This window comes from Janthinobacterium sp. SUN211, assembly GCF_030587315.1.
In the GTDB taxonomy this organism is placed as follows: Bacteria; Pseudomonadota; Gammaproteobacteria; order Burkholderiales; family Burkholderiaceae_D; genus Janthinobacterium; species Janthinobacterium kumbetense.
This window is the reverse complement of the sequence record NZ_JAPWIC010000002.1, coordinates 872,317-896,643: the sequence shown is the minus strand read 5'-3', so window position 1 is coordinate 896,643 and position 24,327 is coordinate 872,317. Positions and strand designations below refer to the sequence as shown.

General features: G+C 65.8%; 20 protein-coding genes. 5 read left to right on the top strand and 15 right to left on the bottom strand.

The window, feature by feature from the left end; all coding sequences use genetic code 11:
- Positions 1-207: 207 nt before the first annotated feature.
- Together O3301_RS09750 and O3301_RS09745 are read left to right on the top strand one after the other, a co-directional pair.
- Positions 208-2,118, top strand: coding sequence for a S8 family serine peptidase (locus O3301_RS09750; protein ID WP_305056246.1), 1,911 nt, complete (start codon positions 208-210; stop codon positions 2,116-2,118).
- 154 nt (positions 2,119-2,272) lie between these two features.
- Positions 2,273-2,449 carry a hypothetical protein gene (locus O3301_RS09745; protein WP_305056245.1) on the top strand — a complete coding sequence of 59 codons (177 nt, stop codon included), beginning with the start codon at positions 2,273-2,275 and terminating at the stop codon, positions 2,447-2,449.
- Between the two features lie 208 nt (positions 2,450-2,657).
- On the opposite strand, the gene O3301_RS09740 is transcribed toward O3301_RS09745, so the two are convergent.
- From O3301_RS09740 to O3301_RS09685, 12 genes are all read right to left on the bottom strand, one after another.
- Positions 2,658-3,800: a PA0069 family radical SAM protein gene (locus O3301_RS09740; protein ID WP_305056391.1), complete on the bottom strand. Its 1,143-nt coding sequence runs from the start codon at positions 3,798-3,800 to the stop codon at positions 2,658-2,660.
- Positions 3,801-3,928: 128 nt separating this feature from the next.
- Positions 3,929-4,624 carry a tRNA-uridine aminocarboxypropyltransferase gene (locus tag O3301_RS09735; protein WP_305056244.1) on the bottom strand — a complete coding sequence of 232 codons (696 nt, stop codon included), beginning with the start codon at positions 4,622-4,624 and terminating at the stop codon, positions 3,929-3,931.
- Between the two features lie 86 nt (positions 4,625-4,710).
- Positions 4,711-6,483, bottom strand: coding sequence for a methyl-accepting chemotaxis protein (locus tag O3301_RS09730; protein WP_305056243.1), 1,773 nt, complete (start codon positions 6,481-6,483; stop codon positions 4,711-4,713).
- 264 nt (positions 6,484-6,747) lie between these two features.
- Positions 6,748-7,260, bottom strand: a complete 513-nt coding sequence (locus tag O3301_RS09725) for a lipocalin family protein (protein WP_305056242.1) — start codon at positions 7,258-7,260, stop codon at positions 6,748-6,750.
- A 34-nt stretch (positions 7,261-7,294) separates the two neighbouring features.
- Positions 7,295-8,095 (bottom strand): ABC transporter substrate-binding protein, encoded by an 801-nt coding sequence (locus O3301_RS09720; protein WP_305052740.1) that lies wholly within the window; start codon positions 8,093-8,095, stop codon positions 7,295-7,297.
- 33 nt (positions 8,096-8,128) lie between these two features.
- Positions 8,129-9,160: a type VI secretion system protein TssA gene (gene tssA / locus O3301_RS09715; protein ID WP_305056241.1), complete on the bottom strand. Its 1,032-nt coding sequence runs from the start codon at positions 9,158-9,160 to the stop codon at positions 8,129-8,131.
- A gap of 29 nt (positions 9,161-9,189) precedes the next feature.
- Entirely contained in the window at positions 9,190-11,832 is a 2,643-nt protein-coding gene (gene tssH / locus O3301_RS09710) for a type VI secretion system ATPase TssH (protein ID WP_305056240.1), read from the bottom strand.
- A complete protein-coding gene (tssE, locus tag O3301_RS09705) occupies positions 11,829-12,305 on the bottom strand; it encodes a type VI secretion system baseplate subunit TssE (RefSeq protein ID WP_305056239.1) in 477 nt (158 codons plus the stop codon). Before tssE ends, tssH begins: the two co-directional genes overlap by 4 nt.
- Before the next feature lie 65 nt (positions 12,306-12,370).
- A complete protein-coding gene (locus O3301_RS09700) occupies positions 12,371-12,862 on the bottom strand; it encodes a type VI secretion system tube protein Hcp (RefSeq protein WP_034750126.1) in 492 nt (163 codons plus the stop codon).
- 31 nt (positions 12,863-12,893) lie between these two features.
- Positions 12,894-14,393, bottom strand: a complete 1,500-nt coding sequence (gene tssC, locus O3301_RS09695; RefSeq protein ID WP_077407195.1) for a type VI secretion system contractile sheath large subunit — start codon at positions 14,391-14,393, stop codon at positions 12,894-12,896.
- 1 nt (position 14,394) lies between these two features.
- The gene (gene tssB, locus O3301_RS09690) at positions 14,395-14,904 is read right to left on the bottom strand and encodes a type VI secretion system contractile sheath small subunit (RefSeq protein ID WP_305056238.1); all 510 of its coding nucleotides are present in this window, start codon (positions 14,902-14,904) and stop codon (positions 14,395-14,397) included.
- A gap of 37 nt (positions 14,905-14,941) precedes the next feature.
- Positions 14,942-15,529, bottom strand: coding sequence for a tetratricopeptide repeat protein (locus O3301_RS09685; protein WP_305056237.1), 588 nt, complete (start codon positions 15,527-15,529; stop codon positions 14,942-14,944).
- A gap of 280 nt (positions 15,530-15,809) precedes the next feature.
- Between O3301_RS09685 and tssJ the strand changes: the two genes are divergently transcribed.
- Genes tssJ through icmH form a run of 3 tightly spaced genes read left to right on the top strand, consistent with a single transcriptional unit; the run spans position 15,810 to position 18,606 of the window.
- Positions 15,810-16,409, top strand: coding sequence for a type VI secretion system lipoprotein TssJ (gene tssJ, locus O3301_RS09680; RefSeq protein ID WP_305056236.1), 600 nt, complete (start codon positions 15,810-15,812; stop codon positions 16,407-16,409).
- 47 nt (positions 16,410-16,456) lie between these two features.
- Positions 16,457-17,827 carry a type VI secretion system baseplate subunit TssK gene (gene tssK / locus O3301_RS09675; protein ID WP_305056235.1) on the top strand — a complete coding sequence of 457 codons (1,371 nt, stop codon included), beginning with the start codon at positions 16,457-16,459 and terminating at the stop codon, positions 17,825-17,827.
- Positions 17,824-18,606 (top strand): type IVB secretion system protein IcmH/DotU, encoded by a 783-nt coding sequence (gene icmH / locus O3301_RS09670; RefSeq protein WP_305056234.1) that lies wholly within the window; start codon positions 17,824-17,826, stop codon positions 18,604-18,606. Before tssK ends, icmH begins: the two co-directional genes overlap by 4 nt.
- A gap of 14 nt (positions 18,607-18,620) precedes the next feature.
- On the opposite strand, the gene O3301_RS09665 is transcribed toward icmH, so the two are convergent.
- Genes O3301_RS09665 through tssM form a run of 3 tightly spaced genes read right to left on the bottom strand, consistent with a single transcriptional unit; the run spans position 18,621 to position 24,244 of the window.
- Positions 18,621-19,406 (bottom strand): OmpA family protein, encoded by a 786-nt coding sequence (locus O3301_RS09665; RefSeq protein WP_305056233.1) that lies wholly within the window; start codon positions 19,404-19,406, stop codon positions 18,621-18,623.
- 9 nt (positions 19,407-19,415) lie between these two features.
- Positions 19,416-20,396, bottom strand: a complete 981-nt coding sequence (gene tagF / locus O3301_RS09660) for a type VI secretion system-associated protein TagF (RefSeq protein ID WP_305056232.1) — start codon at positions 20,394-20,396, stop codon at positions 19,416-19,418.
- Positions 20,393-24,244 (bottom strand): type VI secretion system membrane subunit TssM, encoded by a 3,852-nt coding sequence (gene tssM, locus O3301_RS09655; RefSeq protein WP_305056231.1) that lies wholly within the window; start codon positions 24,242-24,244, stop codon positions 20,393-20,395. Before tssM ends, tagF begins: the two co-directional genes overlap by 4 nt.
- Positions 24,245-24,327: the final 83 nt, after the last annotated feature.

Below are 24,327 nucleotides of genomic sequence, written 5' to 3'. Positions count from 1 at the left end.
AACAAGGGTGGACGATATCCGCCAACATTATTGCAACACGACAATGCAAATCCGCCCCATCCCTTGAAAATCAAGCACTTGGTCTTCTGGCACGCCCCTTGCTAAAGATCATGCTATCGGCGCTGGAGCAGCAGGCGCCGCAGCAGGCGGGCGGAGCACCTCAAGCGGTGCGCCGCACGCCCTCCAGGACCCAGCAAGGAGCACCGCGTGCCGACGACCATGGAAGTATCCACCACCCACGACAGCCTGACCAATCATGGCTTGCTGCACGGCCTGGCTGCCTTGCAAGATGGCAACACCGGCTGTGCCGACATCTGCATCGCCGTGCTCGACGGTCCCGTCGATACCAGCCATCCCTGCTTTGCCGGCGCCAGACTGCAACTGCTCGACACGCTCGCCACGGGTGCCAGCGGCAGCGGCCGGGCATCGCAACACGGCACCCATGTCGCCAGCATCATCTTTGGCCAGCCGGGCAGCCCCGTCACGGGCCTGGCCCCCCATTGCCGAGGCTTGATCCTGCCCATCTTTGCCGACCGCGCCGACGGCGCACTGACGCAATGCACGCAGCTCGACCTGGCCCGCGCCATCACCCAGGCCGTCGAGCACGGCGCGCACATCATCAATGTCAGCGGCGGCGAACTGTCCGACAGCGGCGCCGCCGATGGCCTGCTGCAAAAAGCCATACAGCTGTGCCATGAACGCAACGTCCTGCTGGTCGCGGCGGCGGGCAACGACGGCTGCGATTGCCTGCACATCCCCGCCTCCATCAAATACACGCTGGTCGTCGGCGCACTGGACCGGCAAGGCGCGCCCATGCCCAACAGCAACTGGGGCGAAGCCTATCGCGCGCGCGGCATCATGGCGCCCGGCACCGACATCCTCGGCGCCGCGCCCGCAGGGCGGGTGCGGCTCAGCAGCGGCACCAGCTTTGCCACCCCGATCGTCTCGGCCATCGCAGCCTTGCTGCTATGCCGGCAACACCAACATGGGGATCGTCCTGACCCTCGTGGAGTTTGCAGCGCATTGCTGCAGAGCGCAACGCGTTGCAACACCAATGGCGAGCTGGACTGTCGCCGCCTCCTGACTGGGACATTGAATGTGCCGGGCGCCACTCAACTATTATTAAAAGGGAAAATTGAAATGTCAGACGATACTGTGATTGAAGCGAGCCCAGCCAATGCCGACACTTCCGCGCAGGCGCATCCGCTCAGCATTCCCATGCTGGAAACCCCCTCCCTGGCCAACCTTGCGGGCCCTTCCGGCGCGACGCGGCAAGGCATCGCCGCTTCCGGCATCGATGCCTCCGATTGCGGCTGCGGCGGCAGCGCCAAGGGCCCGACCCTGGTGTATGCGCTGGGCAACCTGGGCGTCGACTTCGGCAGCGAAGCGCGCCGCGATTCCTTCGTCCAGGCCATGCCACCAGGCAGGGACAATCCGAGCGATCCGCAGCAATTGATCGAATTCCTGCGCGCAAAGCCATATTTCCGCCAATCGCTGACCTGGACCGTCAACCTGGACGCCACGCCGATTTACGCGGTCGTCCCCGTCGGTCCGTATGCCGACATGACCTATGAACTGCTGTTCGAGGCCTATGTCGGCACCATCGATGGCCTGGTCGTCATGAATTCGTTTCCAGGCGTAATCTCGGGCGCCGCCAGGCTGATGTCCGGCCAGGTCGTTCCCGTGATCCAGCCGGCCATCCGGGGCATGTTCAGCTGGAATGTGCCGCAGCTGATCGACAGCCTGATGGCGGTGCAGGACAGCCTGGACATCAACAGCAGCAACACGGGCGCGCGCCTGGAAAACTTCCTGAACCGCATCTATTACGACTTCCGCAACCTGGGCGTCACGGGCATGGACCGCGCGCTCAACTTCTCGGCCACGAATGCCATGCAAGCGGCGGAAATGCTGGCCAAGACCACGGGCATGCAGCTCGATACCATCGTCGTGCAACAGAGTCCCGTGTGCCGCCCGGGCTCCGAGTGCTACGACATCATCATGACCTTCTTCAACCCGGAAAACCTGCAGGTAGCCAACACGGTCGCCCGCTTCGCCGTCGACGTCAGCGATGTGATACCGGTCAGCGTCGGCGCAGTGCGCTACTGGTCGCAACGCTGACGTCAACAGCATTTGAATTGTCGGGGCTCGTGGGCGCAGCGATGCGTGCACGCGCTTCAGCATACGGTCGTTGGCGGGAAACGATCAGCACCGTACTTCGGTACGCACACCCATTGCCGTTGCCCGCGGCGGCGCCATCACAAGGAGTTTTAAAATGAACAATCTGCCATTGCAAGCCAAAGCCGTACAACGCAGCCCCAGCATCTCCGCCATCAGCCAGGGTGTCGCCCCTTCCGGCATTCCCTGCACCCTGTGCAAAGCGGCTTGCGGCGCCTTGAGCGGCATCGCACAGCAACTCTGCCTGGCTGCTTGCGCCAGCACCGTTTGCTGATCCAGCCAGCAAGATCGAGCCGTTCCGGCTAAGCCCGGCATGCCTGCGGGCGATGAGTTTCTCGTCGCCCGCTCCCCCTGCCGGCATCCCCCCCGATGGACGCAGGACGGCGATGCGACTCGCCACCAAACCCGCCTGTTTCGCGCAGCGCGCATGCCCTTGCGCGTGCCCGTGTCAACGCACAAGCGCGCGCCCCGCACTGCTTGCGCTAAAACAAATCCAGCTGCCCCGCATTACCCTTTTTTACTTTTGCGCCCAGCGGCGGCACCACCAGCGGCCGGCGGAACTGCGTGCAATCGAGCTGCTTGAAGCGGCCGCCCTTGCCGTGCAAGCCCAGCCGGTGCACGGCCTTTTCAAAGCGCTGGCGAATGAGATCAGCCCACACGCCCTCGCCCCGCATGCGCGTACCGAACGCGCTGTCGTAATCCTTGCCGCCACGCATTTCGCGCACCCGGTTCATCACGCGCTGGGCCCGTTCCGGGAAGTGCGCTTCCAGCCATTGCTGGAACAGCGGGCTCACTTCCCACGGCAGGCGCAGCACCACGTAATGGGCGTGGATGGCGCCCGCGTCGCGCACGGCTTCGAGCAGCTGCTCGATTTCCGGTTCCGTCACGAACGGGATGATGGGCGCGATGCTCACGCCCACGGGGATGCCCGCCTCCGTCAGGGTGCGGATGGTGCGCAGCCGCCGCGCCGGAGCGGCCGCGCGCGGTTCCAGGGTGCGCGCGATGGCCGGGTCGAGCGTGGTGACAGTGACGGCCACGGCGGCCAGGCGCCTGGCCGCCATCGGCGCCAGAATGTCGATATCGCGCTCGATCAGCGACGATTTCGTGATCAGCGCCACGGGGTGGTCGCACTCGTGCAGCACTTCCAGCACGCGCCGCGTCAGTTGCCGTTCGCGTTCGCACGGCTGATATGCATCCGTGTTCACGCCCAGGGCGATCGGTTCGGGCACATATGAGGGCTTGGCCAGTTCGCGGCGCAAGAGTTCGGGGGCGTTCACCTTGGCGTAGATGCGGCTTTCGAAGTCCAGGCCCGGCGACAGGCCCAGATAGCTGTGCGTAGGGCGGGCAAAGCAATAAATGCAACCGTGTTCGCAACCCCGGTACGGGTTCAGAGAGACGTTGAACGGCAAATCGGGCGAAGCGTTGCGCGTGAGAATGGTGCGCGCCTGCTCGTCGCTGACCTGCGTCTTCCAGGTGGGAGGCCCCGCCTCCCCGCCCTCCTCATCCATGCCGCCCACGCCCCAGCCATCATCGAAACCGCCGCGCGCGTGCACCTCGTAGCGCCCTTGCAGGTTCGACACGGCGCCGCGGCCCTTGTGGGCTTTCAGCGATTGCGGCGGCAACATGGCTTGCCCGGCGAAGCTGTCATCGTGCTCTGGAATGATTGCTTTCATGAACGGCCCCATCAACTGTATATACGTACAGTATACTATGCCGCTGCGCGGGCAAGATCAAGGGCTGGCGTGATGCCGTTTCAAGCTTTTTCACCGTGCGGCATGACATAGCTCAACTGCTGTGCGACAAAGCCGTCAAATGCCGCGATCAGGGGAACGAAGCGGGCCGCGTCCTGCTCCAACTGCATCAGGGCATAGCACGTCGCTTCCAGGGTCGATAATTGGTCTGGCGCGTGCGCCTTGCGGATCAGGTAATGGGATGCGGGCGTGTCGCGCAGGGGCAGGCGCGGCAGCTGTTGCAACGGGGGATTCAGATACAGCATCTTGCGGCTCTTGCGCCAGGTGGCGTCCAGCACCACCAGCCGCACGCGGGCAAGATCGAGCAAGCTGGCTGGATCGAGCACCGGCGGCGGGGCGATGCCCAGCGAACGGTCGCCGGGCGTATCCGGGTAGAGCAACACGTTGTGCTTGTCGGCCAGCAATTCGGCGAACGTATCGGCGGCAAACTGCTCGCCCGTCAGCATGCGGCTGTTCGGCAGGCTCAAGTGCAGCAGGCGGGCACTGCCCTTGGCATTGTGCACTTCCAGCGGATGCTGCAGGATCAGCACTTCCACCGCGTGGGAAACGGGGGCGATCCAGCGGCAGATGCAGCTGGAGACGGCGCGCAGGCAGGCTGGGCAGCGCGCGCGTTTGGCCGGTTCAGCCAGGGAGGACGATGCAGCGCCAGGGCTGGCGGGATGGCTTGAGCTAAGGCTGGAGGTACGGCGGGTGGTCATGGCGGAGCGCGTTCGCGGCTGTCTTCAAGCCGCGATTGTAGCGCCCGCGCCATGCCAAGGGGGAAACTGCGCTTAAGAATCCGTGCTTAAAACTCTTCCCATTCGTCGGCGCCCGAGGCCACCGGCGTCTTCGGCGTGCGTGCGCGCACCGCGTCCGCTTGCGCCGCCTTGTCCGGCGAGTTTGCGGTCACGGCGGGTGCTGGCGCGCGGGATGCTGGCGCGCGTCGCATGGCAGGCTGCGTGGCGGCTCGCGTGGCAGCCGCTACTGGCGCAGGCGCCGTCACGGACGGGCTGCTACGGGCGGCAGCATATTGCTGCGTGGCATCGAGCTTGAACACGCCCACGACCTCGGCCAGCCTGGCCGCCTGTTCCTGCATGGATTCGGCCGCCGCGGCCGCTTCTTCCACCAGGGCCGCGTTTTGCTGCGTCACCTGGTCCATCTGGCCGATGGCCTGGTTGACTTGTTCGATGCCGGCGCGCTGTTCATCGCTGGCGTCGGTGATCTGGTTCATGATCTGCGTCACGTGACTGATGCTTTGCACGATCTCGTCCATGGTGCGGCCCGCCTTGTCCACCAGTTGCGAACCGGCCTCGACCTTTTGCACGGAATCGTCGATCAAGCCCTTGATTTCCTTGGCTGCCGCGCTGGAGCGCTGCGCCAGGTTGCGCACTTCAGAGGCCACGACGGCAAAGCCACGGCCCTGTTCACCAGCCCTGGCCGCTTCCACGGCCGCGTTCAGGGCCAGGATATTCGTCTGGAAGGCGATGGCGTCGATGACGCTGATGATGTCGACAATCTTGCGCGAGGAATCGTTGATCGAGCCCATGGTGCTGACCACTTCCGACACCACCACGCCGCCCTTGCTGGCGATCTGCGAGGCGTCGATGGCCAGCTGGTTGGCGCTGCGCGCATTGTCCGCGTTGAGTTTCACGGTGGAGGTCAGCTCTTCCATGGACGACGCCGTCTCTTCCAGCGAGCTGGCCTGCTCTTCCGTGCGTGACGACAAGTCCAGGTTGCCGGCGGCAATTTCGCTCGACGCCGTGCTGATCGATTCGGTGCCGGCGCGCACCTGGCCCACGATACTCACCAGTTTATCGTTCATGTTTTTCAGCGCATGCATCAATTGCCCCGTCTCGTCGCGGCTTTCCACGACGATATGGCTGGTCAAGTCGCCAGCGGAAACGGCTTCCGCCACCTCGACGGCACGCGTGATGGGACGCGTGATCGAGCGCGTGATCCAGTAGGCGCAGGCGATGCCCAGCAAGATGGCCACCACGCCCAGCGAGATCAGCAGCATGCGGCCATTTTCGTAGCGCGAACGGATTTGCGCGGCCGTTTCATCGAGCAATTTGGCTTCCAGCAATTCCAGCTTCTTCAGCGACGCCAGGTAGATGTCGCGCTTGACGGCCATGTCGCCTTCGTACAGGCGCTTGCCCAGTTCCAGGTCGCCCGCATTCTTGGCTTTGAACACATTCTTGCGCACTTCCGTGTAGGCCTTGCGCGTGCTCAATACTTCCTGGTACAGCGCCTGCTCGTCCGTGTTCAGCTCGCTCTTGCCGATATCGTTCTGGATTTCCGTGGCGCGTGCAGACGAGACCGCCATTTCCTGTTCAAACTGCTTCTGGTGTTCGGGATCGCTGACTTTCCAGGCGGCCGCCGTGCGCGCCGCGTTGACCTCGATGACCTTGGTCCACTCGGCGATCAGGCGCTCATTGCGCACCTTGACGTTGACGAGCGCATCGGTTTCCTTGCTGGCGCTTTGCATCTGCACGATGCCCACCACGGTCAGGCTGGTCAACAGGAACAGGACGGCGGCAAAACCGCCACCGAGACGTACGCCGATTTTGAGGTTTTTCATTGCGTGATTCCTATCTGAAGAAAACGATGCACAGACGCCACGAAACCGACCTACTGCTACGTACCAATATAGCAGGCATCTGCCGTGCGGCAATCACGAGCGGTGGCGCAACGCGAACGTCGCCACCGGAATGGCAGCGCGCCGCAGCGCACTACTTTGGAGCAGATTGTGAGTGAATCAGAGTGGTATTGCAAGAAATAACATGCAGAAAAGCAACAACCAGAAGGCGCTATGCCGCCACGAACGGGCGGCAGGCAAGCAAGGTCAGTTTTGCTTCACATAGATCAATTTTGACGTGTCAAAACCCAGGCTGCCGGCTTTCTCGATCAGGCGCTGCTGCAAGGCAGGGTCCATGGTGGGCGTGCGCGACAACAGCCAGAAGTACGACTTGTCCGGGCCGCTGATCATGGAATAGCTGTAATTTTGCTGGTCGAGGTCGAAGACGATGTAGGAACCATAGAAGGGGCCGAAAAACGACACTTTCAGATAGCCCACGTCTTTCTTGTCCACGAAATACGCCTTGCCTTCCGCTTCCTTCCACTTCGCATCCGCATCCTTGTAGCCGCGGTTGAGCACTTTCAGGCCGCCATCCTGGCGCAGGCTGTAATCGGCCGTCACATGACTCAGGCCCCGCTCGAACGAATGGTCGAGGCGCGCGATCTCATACCATTTGCCCAGATAGCGGGTCGTGTCGAAGTGACTGACAGGCACAATATTGTCGGGGCGGCCCACGCAGCCGGCCAGCACGAGCACACTCAGAAACAGCAATTTTTTCATGGTCTTCTCCATCGGGTGAATCAGGGTGGCAGCGTCAGGGTTGCAATGCGCGGTCGACGATGCGGCGGATCGCGCCGCTATTTTGCATGCGCACGATGGCCGCATTGAATTGTGCGATAAAGTCATCGCGATACGGGTAGGCGGCAGGCCGTTGCGCCGTAAAACCCAGGTGGCCTTGCTGGCTGGCCAGCTGCGCCGTTTCCTCGATTGCCTGCATCGGCGTGCCCGGCGGTCCCTCGCGCCGGATGCGCTGCAATTCCCACTGCGCCGACAGGCGGTCGCTGACATAGCAATCGATGCGTCCGCGCATCAGCTTGAGCAAATTCGTGCGCGTGCCCTTGGCGGGATCGAGCACGATTTTTTCAGCGCGCAGGGACGCCATCAATCCCGCGTCGCCCGGCAGGAAACCGGCGTTCACGCCGATGTGCAGGCCGCCGTAATCGGCGGGCCATTGCCGCAGCTTGCGCCTGGCCAGCACGTCCTGGTTGCACAGCACCACCAGCTGTTCCATCAGCAGCGGCACGGAATAGCGCACATACGGCCGCTCGCTGCGCCAGGAATACGGCGGATACAGGGCGAAGGCCTCGCCCGTCTGCAGCATCAGCAAGCCCCGTTTCCAGGGCACGGGGCGCAGCTGCACCGCATACTGCGGCATCGATTGCGCCGCTTCGCGCACGATCTCCGTATAAATGCCTTTCAGCTGGCCGTTTTCAACGTAGGAGTACGGCGGATAGTCGTCGTCGCCGTAAATCACCAGCGGCACCGCGGTGCCGGCCCGCGCGCCGGCGGCGATGAACAGGCATAGCGCGGCAGGCAAGATGAGCATTCTGGACATGCCCGAAGAGTAGCATGGAAGGGTTCAGCGCCATCACCCGTTTGCACTGTTCGTTCCCAGCATGTCGTCGAGCTGCGCCAGGGTATTCGCATCCTTCACGACGGCGCGCAGCCACAGGTGCAGCGGCAGCTCGCCCCAGCTGGCGGCCTTCTCGGCCAGGTAGGCGACGGGGCTGTGCGGCTCCGTGCGGCGGAAGAAATCGGCCACCTGGCGAAGCTGGGCCAGCGCCTGCTGGCGCTGCACGATGGCGCCGCCGCCCTCGCCGGCGGCCTGGCCGGCGGCGGGTGGCGCGCCGATAAAATCCGCGCCTGGCGACAGCGGCGCGATGAAATGAATGGCGTTTTCCAGCGCTTCGCGCGCAGCGCGGAAACTCGGACCGTCGGCGCCGAAACGCGCATCGACGCTGCGCTCGAACGCCAGCAGCGACTGCATGCAGTACTGCGCATCGGCCAGCAAGCCGTCGGAAAAGGCGCGCGTGTTCCTTTGCCGCGCCGCCTCCATCTGCGCCAGCGTTGCCGCTTCGTCGTGGCGCGCGTCGCCCCAGCCCTGCTCCGCCGCGCCCTGCGCTACGCCGGCGGCCGCGCGCTGGCGCGCCGCATCGAAATCCTGCAGCGAATACAGGCCGTCGGCGCCTTCGGTCAGCGGGATCTCGCGCAGCAGCTGCGGTGTGCGCGACAGCAGCCAGAAGACATTGCCGATGCGCTGTTCCTGGTCGCCCTCTTCCGCCGGCGGATACAGGCCATCCCAGTAACGTTCGCACAGGCCGGCCAGCAGCGCGTAGCCATCGCCCAGGCCACGGAAATGGCGCGTCTTCGCGTGCGCCTCGGCCAGCCACACGGCCATGCGCAAATCCTTGCTGCGCGCCGCGATCAGCTGTTCGCAGCGCGTCGCCACGAAGGGCCAGTCGGCTTCCTTCAGCGCCGTCACCCACTCGCCCTGGTCCAGGCTCGGGTCGTCGTGCTGGCGCGCGCGCGCAATGGCGTCGAGCTCCTGGCTGAAGGTGAGGTCGTCGCCGCAGGGGCTGACGGCGCTGACGGGGTGCAGCAACTGCTCCAGATTGAACATGGCGCTCTCCGCGGGGTTACTTGATGACGTTACTTGATGGTGTATTTGAACTGCCCCTGCTTGCTGGCGCTGACGCGTATCGACGCGACCGGCTCGCCTTCGGCCATGCGCGCCAGCACCGCTTCGGCGATCGCCGGCAGCAGGCTGCCGTTGAGGATCTGGTCGACATTGCGCGCGCCCGAATCGACCTCGGTGCAGCGCGCCAGCACGGCGTCGACCAGGCCCGCGTCATGGCTGAACTGCGCCTGGTGGTTGCGCGCGATGCGCGCCCCGATGCGCGCCAGCTTCAGGGCGATGATCTCGGCCAGCACCGCGTCATTCAGGGGATAGAAGGGCAGCACCTTCAGGCGCCCCAGCAAGGCCGGCTTGAAGTGCGCCACCAGTTGCGGTCGCACCAGTTCTTCCAGCGCGGCCGGCGTGGGCAAGTCCTGCGCCGCCCGGTTCAGGCAAGCGGCCATCATCGCGCCCGAACCCAGGTTCGAGGTGGCGATGATGATGGTGTTGCGAAAATCGACTTCGCGCCCTTCCGCATCATCGAGCACGCCCTTGTCGAACACCTGGAAGAACAATTCCAGCACGTCGGGATGGGCCTTTTCCGCTTCATCGAGTAGCACCACGCTGTAGGGCTGGCGCCGCACGGCTTCCGTCAGCACGCCGCCTTCGCCATAGCCGACATAGCCGGGCGGCGAGCCTTTCAGGCCGGCCACGCTGTGCGCTTCCTGGTACTCGCTCATGTTGATGCTGATGAGCTTGCGCTCGCCGCCATACAGCAAGTCGGCCAGCGCCAGCGCCGTTTCCGTCTTGCCCGTGCCGGACGGCCCCGTGAACAGGAACACGGCTTGCGGCTTGTCCGGGTCGTCCAGGCTGGCGCGCGCCGTGCGCACGCGCTGCGCCACGGCCTCGATGACGTGGTCCTGTCCCAGCACCCGTTCGCGCAGCGCGCCGTCCAGGGTCAGCACCGTGCGGATTTCGTTCTTGAGCATTTTCCCCAGCGGGATGCCGGTCCAGCCGGCGACGATGCCGGCCACCACCTGCGCATCGACTTCCAGCGGCGACAGCGGCGCGTCGCCCTGCAGGGCCGCCAGCTCGTCCTTCAGCGCCAGCAGGCGCGCCGCGCCGATCTCGCCCGGCCGCTCGCCGCGCAGCTGCGCGCGCAGCTCGCCGATCTGCGCCACCAGCGCCTTTTCGCGCTCCCAGCGCTGCGCCAGCGCCGCGACCGCCGCCTGCCCTTCGTCATGCTCGCGCCGCAGCTGCGCCAGGCGCGCGGCGCCGGCTTTATCGGGCACTTCGCCATCGGCCGCCTCGCGGGCCAGGGCGGCGATTTCAGCGCCGACACGTTCCTGGCGCCGGTGCGCGTTTTCCAGCTGCGCCGGCGTGGCGCGCTGGCCCAGCGCCACCTTGGCGCACGCCGTATCGAGCACGCCGATGGCCTTGTCGGGCAGCTGGCGCCCGCTGATGTAGCGGTGCGACAGGCGCACCGCTTCGACGATGGCCGCGTCGCGCACGCGGATGCCGAAATGGCGCTCCATCAGCGGCGCCATGGCGCGCAGCATGGCGCAGGCGATGTCTTCGCTGGGCTCTTCCACCTTCACCACCTGGAAGCGCCGCGCCAGCGCCGCATCCTTTTCAAAATACTTCTTGTACTCGCTCCAGGTGGTGGCGGCGATGGTGCGCAGGGCGCCGCGCGCCAGCGCCGGCTTGAGCAGGTTGGCCGCATCGTTCTGCCCGGCCTGGCCGCCGGCGCCGATCATCGTATGCGCCTCGTCGATGAAGAGGATGACCGGATGCGGGCTTTTCGTCACCTCGTCGATAACATTTTTTAAACGGCTTTCGAATTCTCCCTTCACGCTGGCGCCGGCCTGCAGCAAGCCCATGTCGAGCGCGTGGATGCGCGCGCCCTGCAGCACCTCGGGCACGTCGCCGGCGGCGATGCGCAAGGCCAGGCCTTCCACCACGGCCGTCTTGCCCACGCCCGCCTCGCCCGTCAAAATAGGATTGTTCTGGCGCCGGCGCAGCAGGATATCGACGGCCTGGCGTATCTCCGCTTCGCGGCCGATCACGGGATCGAGCTTTCCGTCGCGCGCCAGCTGCGTCAGATCGGTGGTGAACTGGTCCAGCGCCGGGGTTTTGCTGGCCAGACTAGCAACAGGATCGTCGCCGGTGTCGGAAAGCCGCGGCACCGCCGCGCTTTCCTCCTCGCCTGAACCGGCCGTCAGCTTGTCCGGATGGTGCTTCAATTGCTCCACGCTGAAGCGGGCGAACAGCTTCGAACCGCGGTACGCGAGCTGCGACAGTTCCGGCTCCGTCAGCAGCGCCAACAGCAGATGGCGGCTGCGGATGGGGCCTGGCTGCGCCGTGTCCAGCGAGGCGATCAGCCAGGCGTGTTCGAACAGCAGCGGCAAGTGGGGCGAAAACACGGGCGTGCGCGCGCTGCCCGTGCGGAAGCCGCCGATCTCGCGGCGCAGGTCCGCCTCAAGCGCCGTCAGGCTGATTTCGCTGCGCCGCGCGATGGTGACGAAATCGCTGCGTTCCTGCTCCAGCAGCGCCAGGAACAGGTGTTCGATATCGACTTCATACTGGCCCAGTCCCACGCAGATGGCGGCGGCGCGGGTGGCGGCCGTGCGCGCCGTGTCATTCAGCTTGGCGATCAGGGTTTTCAAGTTGTTGCTCATGCGGCGGCTCCCTTGCGGTTGATCGAATAGCGCAGCGACGACGGCTGCAGCACGGCGTCGAAATTGACCGTCTCGCCACCGGACCTCACGGCCAGGGTGCCGCTGATGACGAAGCCGACCCGGTTGATGGCGCCAGCTTCCCGTTCCAGGCGGGCGCGCACATTGCGCAGGCGCGGCTCGTGGCGTTCGATGGCGGCCTTCAGCGCGGCGCAGATGCGGGCGCGGTCGTCGCTGCTCGAAAAACACATGCCGGCGAAATCGATCAAGCCATAGTTGACGATGGACGCCGCGCATTCCGGATAGGCGTCGAGCGCGCCGGGCCGCAGGGCCACGCGCGTATTGAGCAGCTCTTCCAGGTCGCGCGCCACCGCATCCTTCAATTGTTCCAGCGACAGGCGCGGCGCCACGCCGCCCGCCGCCGCGCCGCCGTCGCCCATCAGGCGGTCGAACAGGCCAGGTACATAACTGTCCATGCGCTCTCCTGAAAAGTCGGCGCGGCGCGGGCGCAGGTGGCCGCCGCGCGCCGCGCGAGGATGGATCAAGCCACGCGGTTCGCGGCCAGGTCCCAGCCGCCCGAGGTATTGCCGCCGGCGCCGCCCGTCACTTTTTGCTGCGTGTATTTCCACTTCACCTTCGAGAACTTGAAACCGACGTGTTCACCGAGAATGTCGCCCTCTTCCACGTTCGGCGTGACGGCGCCGATCAGCACATTTTCGATTTCGATTTCAAAGTACTTGACGCGCTCGCCCTGGCCGTCGGCGCGCATGAATTCGAAGCGCGCCTTGGGGATGGTCTTGCCGGCCGAGCAGGTCTGCAGCAACACCGGCGAGGCCAGGTCGGCCAGCTTGGAAATGACGATGTCCTTGTGCTCGCAGCGTTCGGCCGTGTGACCGCCGCCCGTCGACGCGGTGGCGGACTTCGGCTGCTCGACGCTCCAGCTGACCGATTTGCACTCGATCCAGTCCTTGTGCTTGTCATCGGTGGACTCGCCCTTGATGCCGTCTATCTGCAGATATACATCGATTGCCATGGTGTGCTCCTGTGGTTGAAAGAGAGGTGGATCAGGAATTGGTCGACTTCGGCAACTCCGCGACCAGTCGGAGCGAAACGGATAATTCATCGAGCTGGAAGTGCGGCCGCAGGAAGGACACGGCGCGGTACACGCCGGGCCGGCCCGGCACTTCATGCACCTGCACGGACGCTTCGCGCAGGGGGAACTGCGCCTTCTGTTCCTGGCTGGCGTTATCGTCGAGCAGCACGTACTGCATCAGCCAGCGGTTCAAAAAATCCTCCACGTTGGAGGCGGCGGCAAAGCTGCCGATCTTGTCGCGCATCATGGCCTTCATGTAATGGGCGATGCGCGAGACGGCAAAGATGTACTGCAGCTGCGACGACAGCACCGCGTTCGCATTGGCCGCGTCGCTGTTGTACTTGCGGCTTTTCTGCGCCGATTGCGCGCCGAAGAACGCCGCATACGCCGTGTTCTTGCAGTGCACCAGCGAGATGAAACCCAGGTCGCTCAATTCCTTTTCGCGGCGGTCAGTGATCGCCACTTCGGCCGGGCATTTCAGGGCCACGTCGCCCTCGTCCGTCTTGAAGGTGTGGGTCGGCAGGTCGTCCACCAAGCCGCCGCCCTCCACGCCGCGGATGGCGGCGCACCAGCCGTAGTCGGCAAAGGCGCGCGTCAGCTTGCAGCCGAACGCATACGCGGCGTTACACCACAGGTATTTGTGATGGTCGCTGCCGTCGACTTCCTCAACAAAATTGAAACCTTCCACCGTGGTGCCGTCGACGGGATTGAACGGCAACCGGCCCAGGAAGCGGGGCAAGGTCAGGCCCACATAGCGCGCATCCTCGGATTCGCGGAAGGCTTTCCATTTCGCGTACTCGATGGTGTCGAAGACCTTGGCCAGGTCGCGCGGCTTGCCCAGGTCGCCGTAGCTTTCCAGGCCAAACAGTTCCGGCGCGGCCGAAGCGATGAACGGCGCATGCGCGGCGGCGGCGATGTGCGACATCTGTTCGACGAAATACATGTCTTCCGGCTGGCGCGAAATGGCGAAGTCGCCCAGCAGCGCGGCGAACGGCGCGCCGCCGAAGGTGCCGAATTCCTCTTCATACACCTTCTTGAACATGCTGCTCTGGTCGAACTCCAGCGCGGCCTGGAAATCCTTCACCAGTTCGCGCTTGGTGGCGTTGAACATGCGGATCTGCAGGCGCGTGCCCGTATCGGAATTGCCGACCAGGTAGCGCAGTCCCGTCCAGCTTTGTTCGAGCTGCTGGAACGGCGCCGCGTGCATGATTTCGCTGAGCTGGGCGGAAATGAGGCGGTCGATTTCCGCCACGCGCGCATCCAGCGTGGCCGACAGGCTGCTGGACATCAGCACCGTGCCGTCGAGCACCTGCGCCACCAGTTCCGAGATCAGGTCGCGCGCGCGCGCATGTTCGGCGCCGGACTTGGCGACGCGGCTTTGCTCGACGATCTGGTCCAACAAGTCGGTGGCGGCCGGCGCATCGGGTGCGGATACAGCGAGGGATTCTGGGGCTTCTGCCTGGGCGCTCATCTCAATCCTCCTGCGCTGGGAACTGCGGTTTCAGGGTGGCCAGGCTGTCCGTGTTGTTCAGCACTTCCGTCAGCAAGTCTTCCAGCTTGTCGTTGCCGGCCAGCTTGTTGCGCAGGTCGGCCAGCTTGGTGCGCGCCTCGAGCAGCTTGCGCAAGGGGTCGACCTGGCGCACCACCGATTCCGGGCGGAAGTCGTCCATCGAGCGGAAGTGCAGGTCGACGGCAAACGTGCCGCCCGCCTCGCCGAGGCGGTTCGGCACGGAGAAACGGGCCACCGGCTCCACGCCGGCCAGCACTTCGTCGAAGTTGTCGCGGTCGAGGGCGACGAACTTGCGGTCCTTCAGGCGCTTTTTTTCGCTGTCCGGATTGCCGCCAAAGTCGCCCAGCACGCCGACCACGAAGGGCAGCTCCTTGTTTTCAATCGCGTCGCCGATTTCGACGTCGTAGGTCATTTGCACGCGCGGCGCGCGTATCTGCTTCAGGCGTTTTTGCACGCTGTCGGACTTGGGCATGTCGCTTCCTTTGCAAGGGGATGGTGGGGATGCCGGCTTATTTCAGGCCGCTGAACGGGTCGGCCGCGCTGCCTTGCGCCGCGCCCTTCGCCGCCGGCGTGCCGGAACCGGCGGCGCGCTTGCCGGCCGCCGGCGGACGCTTGGCCGGCGGCACCAGCACGTCTTCGCCGATGCTCGCGCGCAGCAGCTTGGCCAGGTCCTGCGCTTCCGAGCGCAACGAGCCGTTCAGATTGTTTTGCCGCGACAGGTCGGCCAGCGCCTTGCCGGACAGGCGCAAGCCGCTGACGGCGACGATGCTGTTGGCGACCTTGTCGTCCGGGTCGCGCTCCAGCGCTTCGAGCGCATGGCCGATGGCGTCGCCGTACTGGCCGCGGTCGAACTTCATCTGCGCCATTTGCAGCCACGGCGCCTTGTCGGCCGGGTAGCTGCTGCTGCCGCCCTTGAGCAGGGTCATGGCCCGCTCGTACTGGCCGGCGCGCGCCGCCGCATCGGCGTCGCTCATCACTTGCGCCAGGGTCGGCGCGGCAGGTTTCTTCGGCGCCGGCTGGTCCGGCGAGGCACAGGCGGCCAGCAGCAAGGCGCTGGCGAGGCAGGCAATACGGGGCAACACGGTGGCTGGCTTCATCGGGGCATTCCTTCACGTGGAGGACGCTACCGCTGGGAAAGATGGGCGGCGCCTTGGTGGAGGCCATTATTGATCGCCAATTTTTTTGCCAGATTGAGATTAATCAGCAAAGAAGAAGTTCCACATCACAGCCGCGAACAGCGACATGAAACCTGATCTGGCGCAGTAATTGTCTTGATCGCTGACCGATTTTGCGCCAGCGCAAGCGGGTCGTCCCTGCATGCGTTTAAATGACTGCAGCACTTTCATTTCCACGCACCATTTTTTGCAAAGAGCAGCCATGCCATTTGACGCCCCGCTCCGCCGCCTGGCCCGCACCGCCGCGCTACTGCTGCTGGCATTGCCGCTGGCCGGCTGCGCGGGCGGCACCATCGGCACCCTGGCCAACGCGGCGCTGCAGATGGCCGGCGCGGCCAAGCCGCCGCCCGAACTGCCCGACGCGCAAAAGCCGCCGCGCAACGTCAGCATCCGCCTGCATGCGGCGCAGCGCCTCAACACGGATGCCGAAGGCCGGCCGCTGGCGCTGGTTGCGCGCATCTACAAGCTGCGCCAGAGCGCCGCCTTCGAGCAGGCGCCGTACGACAGCTTCCTCGACACGCAGCGCGAAAAGACGGCGCTGGGCGCCGACCTGATGGAAGTGAAGGAAGTGCTGCTGGTGCCGGGCCAGCGCTACGAGGTGCAAGAGAAAGTCAGCAAGGAAGCGTATTTCATCGGCGTCGTGGCCCTGTTCCGCGCGCCTGCGGCGCAGCGCTGGCGCGCCACCTTTGCCGCCGCCGACGCGGAACGCGGCGGCATCACCGTCGGCCTGCACGCCTGCGCGCTCAGCGTGGCCGGCATGGACGACGGCATGGCGCCGCTGTCCACCCTGCGCTGCCGCTAACGCAGCAGCGGCGGCAGCGGCACGCCACACATTCAAGGAGAAACGCAATGGGCATGGCAGCGAAAATCTTGTGGGGAGAGGGCCTGTTCCTGCGGCCGCAGCATTTCCAGCGCCAGGATCAATATCACGAAGCGCGCCTGCATCACACGGCCAGCGCGCTGCATCCCTACCTGTGGGGCGTGGCGCACATGGAGTGGGACCTGGCGGCGCTGAAGACGGGCACCTTGCGCCTGCAAGCCCTGTCGGCGATCTTCCGCGACGGCGAAGTGTTCGAGGCGCTGGGCGACGGCGCAACGGGCAGCGATACCCTGCCCCCGCCGGTGGACCTGGAAGCGCTGCCGCCGGCGGTGCAGGAAGTGACGTATTACGCGGCGCTGCCCATCCTCAACGGCGAAGGCATGAACTACACGGCGCAGGCGACAACGGCGGGCACGCCGGCGGCCACGCGCTTTGCGCACGCGCTGCGCGCCACGCCCGACCTGTTCACGGAGTCCGCCGTGGCCGACGTGGCCTACCTGAAGAAGAGCGTGCGCCTGATTCCCGACAGCGAGGCGCGCGGCTCCTACGACTGCCTGCCGCTGATCGCCCTGCGGCGCACGGTGTCGGGCGGCTTCGAGCCCGTGCCCTCGTTCATGGCGCCCAGCCTGGCGATCGCCGGCGCGCCGCGCCTGCGGGGCGTGCTGGAACACCTGCTCGACGCCTTGCAGGCGAAGGTGAGCGCGCTGCACGGCCACCACCGGGAACCGAGCCGCAACGTGATCGAGTTCCGCTCCGGCGACGTGTCCTCGTTCTGGCTGCTGCACACGGTCAGCACGGCCGCCGCGGCGCTGATGCATTACGTGCGCCATCCGGCCCTGCATCCGGAGCGCCTGTACGAAGCGCTGCTGGGCCTGGCGGGCGGCCTGCTCAGCTACTCCAAGCATTACACGCTGGCCAGCCTGCCCGCCTACGACCACGCGCAGCCGGGCGCCTGCTTCGACGCCATCGACGGCATCATCCGCGAACTGCTCGACACCGTCATCTCGTCGAAGTATTTTTCCATCGCCCTGCTGGAAGAACAGCCGTCGTACTACCTGGGCAAGCTCGATTCGGGCAAGATCGACCAGCACACCACCTTGTACCTGGCGATCCGCGCCGCCATGCCGGCCATCGAACTGGTCGACGTGGTGCCGCTGCGCGTGAAGGTGGGCGCGCCCGACGACGTGGAAAAATGCGTGCTCACGGCCATGCCCGGCCTGAAATTGTCGCATGCGCCGCAAGTGCCGGCGGCCATCCCCGTGCGGCCCGACACCTATTATTTTGCGATTGAAAACCGCGGCGCGCTGTACGAGCAGATGCTCAAGGCGCAATCGATTTCCGTGTACGTGCCGGCCGGCATACGCGACCTGCAGCTGGAACTGATCGCGGTGACGGCATGAGCCAGCTCATCGAACGGCGCGCGGCGCCTTCCCTGCTGGGACCACGCGGCCCCGCCCCTGCCGGCGCCCGGCATGCCGGCAGCGCCCTGCTGGACCTGATGCATGAAGGCTTTTACATGCTGTTCATGCTGAAGCACGGTTCGGCGCCCGGCGACGAGCAAGGCTTCATGGACCGCATCACGGCCTTCCTCGACGACTTCGAACGCGAGGCGAAAAAGATCCGCGCCGACGGCGACGATATCGAGGCGGCCAAATATGCATTCTGCGCGGCCGTCGATGAAATCATCCTGGCCTCGCCCTTCACGCTGCGCAAGCAGTGGGAGCGGCGCCCGCTGCAGCTGCTGATCTTCGGTGACCAGCTGGCCGGCGAACATTTTTTCGACCGCCTCGACGCCCTGCGCGGCAAGGGCGCCATGCGCGTGCAGGCGCTGCAGGTCTTCCATATGTGCCTGTTGCTGGGATTCCAGGGCAAGTATGCGATCGACGGCGGCGAAAAACTCAGCTACCTGACGGCGCGCCTGGGCGATGAAATCGCCCACATCAAGGGCAAGAGCCGCGGCTTCGCGCCGCGCGCGGAACGCCCCGACCAGGTGGTCAACAAACGCGGCAGCGACGTGCCGCTGTGGGTGCTGTCGAGCTTTTTCGCCCTGCTGGCCATCTGCGCCTACCTGGGCCTGAAAACGCATCTGACGCGCGGCACGCAAACAACCCTGGCCGCGTATGCGGACCTGGTCAAGCTGGCGCCCCGCCCCGCGCACCTCACGATCACACTGCCCTGATCATTGCGCGCGGATCATTGCGCAATACGGAACTCGATGCGCCGGTTTCTCGCCCGGCCATCGGCCGTGGCGTTGCTGGCCACGGGGCGGTCCGGCCCCTGGCCCGACACCAGCACCGTATCGGCGACGACACCCTTGCCGGCCAGGTAGGCGCGCACGGCTTCGGCGCGCGCCTGGCTCAGGGCCACATTGCTGGCGCGCAGGCCCGTGTCGTCCGTGTGGCCGATCACCTCCACCTTGCGGCCCCGCAGCCTGAGCATGGCGGCCGCCATCTCGTCGAGGATGGCCAGGCCGGCCGGCGTGATGGACGCCTTGCCGCTGTCGAATTCGATGATGCGTTTGTCCAGCGCCGCATCGAGCAAGCCTTGCTCGGCCTCGGCCGCCTTGACCCGCAAGCCATTGTTGACGATGTAGGTGGGATTGAGGCTGGTGGCGATGTCGCTGGCGATCTGCTGGCGCTGCGCCTCGTTCGCCACTTCGCCGCGCACGCTGACGTTGTTGCCGTCGATGCTGATCTGTCCCCGTGAAATGAGCTTCAGGTTCGGCGCGATCAGCTTTTGCACGTAGCCGTTCCAGTTGGCCGGCACGGCCACGTTGCCGATGGCGATCTGGTCGACCACGCGCTCGGCGCCATACAGTTCGCGCAGGCGGGCCAGCACGGCCGCCTTGCCCGTCTCGTCGGCCAGGGTGCCCGTGACGAGGATCTGCCCCGGCATCGGCGTCTGGGGCGCCTGCGCCTGGGCGTGGCAAGAGGGGGCCGCAAGCAGCAGCGGCAGCAGAAAAATGACGGGAGATTTCATCGCAATCCTTCAGGCAAAGGTATCGGCAAACATGGCGCAGGCCGAGCGCAGCGACAGCTGCTCCTGCTGCAGGCAGGCGGAAAACTGGCGCAGCGCCGCATCGTGTCCCAGCTGCTCCTCGACCCAGTCGAGCTGGTCGAAGACGATCAGCCGTTCGCTGCCGGCCTGCGGATCGATCAGCGCGCGCAAGCCGTGCGGGTCGGCGCCGCAAAAGCCGATCACCAGCACGGGCGCCTCGTCGAGGTGGGAAAAGAACAGCGCCAGTTCGAAGTCGGCCTGGCGCAGGAAGGGCGCGATCAGGTGCAACCAGAAGCTGGCCACCAGTTCGCGCAGCTGCGCGTCCTGCGGCAGCGGCAGCACCAGGCTTTTCTCCAGGCGCGGCAAGCCGCTCTGGCGCACGGGCCGCAGCAGCAGGCCCAGGCCCAGCAGCAATTCGCGCACCGTCACGGGAAACGCGGGCGAAGCCAGCATCGATTGCAGGCCATGCAGCGTCTGCGCCTGCAAAAAGGCGGCCAGGCGCGCCGCATGGCACGGCGCGGCCGGCTCGATGTCGACCACGTTGCCGGCCAGCGCCAGCAGGGCCGGCAACGGTTCGGCGCTGGCCACGATGCCTTGCGACAGCTGCTCCACGCGCTGCCACAGGGGCGCCAGCACCAGCGGGCTGCAGGCGACAAAGGCTTCCGCGTCATCGACTTCCAGCGCGCCCATGGCCATGAAGGGAAAGCGCCGCAGCGACTGGTCGCTGCTCGCTTCCAGGCGCCCGGCGATGGCGCGCCGGCTGCGCGTGCCGACGAAGGCAAAGCGCAGCGGCGGCAAGGCGTCGTAATTGAGCTTCCAGCGCGGCTCCACCGTCAGTGCCGTCATGACCTGCGCCAGCCAGTCGTCGAGCAGCTGCACCAGCGCGTGATTATCGCAAGCCTTGATGAAATCGCCGCGCGCGGGGATCTTGCCAAAATAGCCGAGACGCACCTGCTGTTGCGCGCGCATCATGGCGCCACTCCCGCTGCGGCTACGGCAACGGCCGGAGCGGCGGCCATCGCCGGCGCGGGCGCGGCAGGAACAGCGGGCGCGCCGACGATGGTCTCGGGCAGCTGCATGCCGCGAAAGCCCTGCTCCTGCAGCGCCGCAGTCCCGCCCGCGACGGCGCCCGCCGTCTCGGCGCTGCTGGTTATCTTCAGGTCCACCGCCACGGCCACCTCGCCGCGCGCCCAGCGCAGTTCGAACACGCCGCCATCCTTGCGCTTCTTGGCTGCCGCATCGATCATGCGCTTCAAGCCGAACTGGCCCGGCTCGTTGAACAGTTCCACCGTGCGCCCGTCGAAGGTGACGGCCGTGATGCGCGCCCCCTGCCCCCCCGCCGCGCCCTGCGGGCCCGGATGCACCATGTTCGTCCACTGCGCCGGGGTGTTGCGGTAGCGTAGCTGCTGGCCGTCGATCTCCACCGTGTATTCCAGCGTGCCAGGCGCGGGCGATGGCTGGATCTGGAAGACGGTTTGCGCCGCCGTCGAGGTGGCCGCCACGCCGCCGGCGCCCAGCGGCGCGATCCAGCCGGGAAAGCGCGCCACCACCTGCGGCGACAGGCTGATGCCCATGTCGGCCCAGGTGCGCGGCGCCAGCACGTCGCCGCGCCGCACCACCAGCGGTCCCATGGACGTCGTGACGAATTTCGCCACCAGGCCTTCCGGGCCGAAGAACTGGCCGATCTCCAGGTTGCTCGCCTCGATGCGCGCCGTGGGCGCGAACGGATATTTGTTCGCCAGCGATTTCTGGAACGGCTCATACACTTGCGCCGCCCAGGTCTTGTTGATATCGAGTTCGGCCGGCGCGACGATGACGGCAAAGGTCTGCATCAGCGGGCGCACGAGGATGGGACGAATGGCCTGCTTTTGCGCGTCGCTCATCCCCGTGAGCAGCTGCTCGTCGACCAGTTTCAGGGCGTCGGCCAGTTCGGAACCGCTGCCTTCCAGGGTCTGCTGCATGAACTGGCGCGCGCCCGGCCCGGGATCGCCCTGGTTCTTCAACTGGTTCAAGCGGCTGCGCAGTTTCGACAGCGCTTCCAGGTAGGCGCGCATCAGGGACGCATTGTTGTCCCTGGCCGCCACCAGCTTGCCCACGCCGGCAAATTCGCGGCCCACGGGGCCCATGGGCTTGTCCAGGCGGGCCGGGTCGAGCTGCGCATTGAGACCGGGACTGGACGTCAGTTGCGACGGCGCGCGGCGCAGCACGGTTTCCTTGAACCAGGCAACGAGGCCCCGCTCGGCCTTGCGCAACTGGGCGTTTTGCAGCGCCGGGTTGTCCCACGAGGTTTCCTCGTAAATCGTCGTCAGCAGCTTGGCGACCGGCGACGACTGCGGGTCGCCCAGGCGGTTCATCGCCTGCACGGCGCCGTCGAAGCCTTTCAGGTCGGCGACGGCGACGCCCTGCACGAATTTTTGCCACTCGCGCGCGTAATCGGCCTTGTACATGGCCACCAGGTTTTTCTCGATCTGCTCCGGACTGCCTTCCAGGGTCAGGTCGTCGGTGGTGGCGCTTTTCAGCACCCAGTCGGCGCTTTGCAGCTCGCGGTTGGCGGCGTCGCGAAACGCGCCTTCGACGAACTTTTCCCACGCCTGGCGCGTAAAGGCGCCGGAGACGGCGTGACTGCCCGCCAGCAGCGACTGATCCTGTTCGCCGACGATGCGCGCCACCGTCATGCCGGGAAAGCGCGTCGAGGCGCGCGCCTTGACGTCTGCATACACGCGCTCGCGCGCCGGCATGCCGCGCACCACGCGGCGCAGGTTTTCGCGCGCCTGGTCGACCAGCGCCAGCTTTTGCTCGATGCGCGGCCAGGACGGGTCGCCGACCTGCGCCAGGTAAAACGTCAGCAGCCGTTCGGCGCTGCGTATCATCTGTTCGCGCGGCATGGCGCCCCGATTCCCCTCCAGCCAGCCGCGCCAGAAGCGCGTCAGCTGGTCGTTCAGGTGGCTGCTTTCCGCATGCGACTTATCGGCCAGCATCAGATAGGTTTTCAGCGCATTGTAGGCATCTTCCACGTTCGTCGCGCTGGCCGCCTGGTACTGCACGCCGCGCGCCGCGGCGGAAGGCGTGACGGAAGCGGCGGCCGGCGTCTGCGGGGTGCGCGCCGTGGGCTGCAACTGGTCGGCGCTGGCGTTCATTTCAAACAGCAGGGCTTCCAGCGCGCCCGCCACGGGGGTGAGCATGACCTGGCGCGCGCCGGAAAAGTACTCTTCGCGCAGCTTGCGTTCGAGCAAATCCCCCTGGTACAGGCCCAGGCGCAAGGACCAGGGCCGTTGCGTGCGGTACGCTTCCAGCTGCTCGATGCGGTCCTGCAAGATCTCCAGCGCTTCCAGGCGCGACTGCAAGTCCAGGCGCCGCTCCTGCAGCTTCACCACTTTGTTCAGATCGGCCTCGACGTTGGCCACCAGTTGCCGGTTGCCCAGGTAAGACCAGCTCCAGCCGCCCAGGCAGGCGCCCAGCGACACCGTGGCGGCAAAGAACACGGCATATTTGAAGCGCAGCCTGGCGCGGTTGGCATAGTTGGCCACCAGGTGCTTGTCGGCAAAAATGACCTTGCGGAACAGCTCCAGCAGGAAATAGCCATGCTGGCGCGCACCCGATGGCACCGTGGCCGGGGCCGGCGCGAACGCCAGGTCGAAGCGGCGCGCCACCTGCTGCGAGGAAGCACTGACGGGCTCGCCCTCCTGCAGCGCGCTGGTAAAGTAAAAGCCGCGGAACACGGGCTGGAACTGGAACGGGTTTTCCTCGAACAGGGTGGCGATGAAGGCGCGCAGGGCCGGCTTGATGGCGGCGAATTCGAGCGGAAAGGTGAAGACGCCGGGCGCCATCGTCTTGCGTTGCCGGTGCGCCATGTTGGCCAGGCTCAGCTCCGTCAAGCCGTCGTGCAATTCATCGAAACCCTGGTCGAAGAACGCCAGCAGGTCGGCCGTCGGCAGCTTGCGCTGGTAAGGCATGGTGGCGCCCCAGACGCGTTCGCGCTCGCTGCGTTCGGCATCCGCGAAAAACTCCGCGAAGCCGGCGATCAAGTCCGCCTTGGTAAACACGATATACAGGGGCGCGAACACTTCCAGGCGTTCGATGACGTCCTGCACGCGCTTGCGCAGGCTGCGCGCCAGTTGCATGCCGACATCGGGGTCGCCGCGCAGTTCGGCGATGCTGACGGCGATGAGGATGCCGTTGATGGGCGCCTTGCGCCGGTATTTTTTCAGCAGGTCGAGAAAGCCGAACCACTCGCCGCGGTGCTCGTCGACGACGGAATAGCGTCCCGCCGTGTCGAGCACGATGCCGTCCGTGGTGAAAAACCAGTCGCAGTTGCGCGTGCCGCCCACGCCTTGCACGATCTTGCCGTCGGCGAAGGGAAACTGCAGTCCCGAATGCAGGATGGCGCTGCTCTTGCCGGCGGCCGGATTGCCGATGATCATGTACCACGGTAATTCATACAGGGCGGCGGCGCCCGACTTGATGCCCAGCTTGGACGTCTTGATGGTCTCGATGGCGGCCAGCATGCCCGTGCGCACGGCGCCCAGTTCGCCCTGCTGCGTGCTGCTGGCCGTCGACGCCGAGGCCGCTTGCGCGGCGGCGATCTCGGCCTCGTTGAGGATGGCCTGGCCCAGCGCCTGCGCATCGCGCCGCGCGCGGCGCCGGCGCCACAGCCACAGGCCCAGCCAGGTGACAAAGGCCAGCAACAGCAAGGCCAGCGCCCAGATCAGCGCCACTTCCAGCACTTCGGCGCCCAGGTACAGGAACACGGCCAGCGCCACGAAGCCAAGGATGGTCAGATTGCGGCTGTCGGTGAGGAAATGCCAGATTCGTCGCAGCATGATGAGCCCAGGGTGAGGTCGCAAAGCAGGAGGAACGCCGCCGCGCAGCGAGGCGGAGTCGGCCCATGCTGACAGCAATGCGG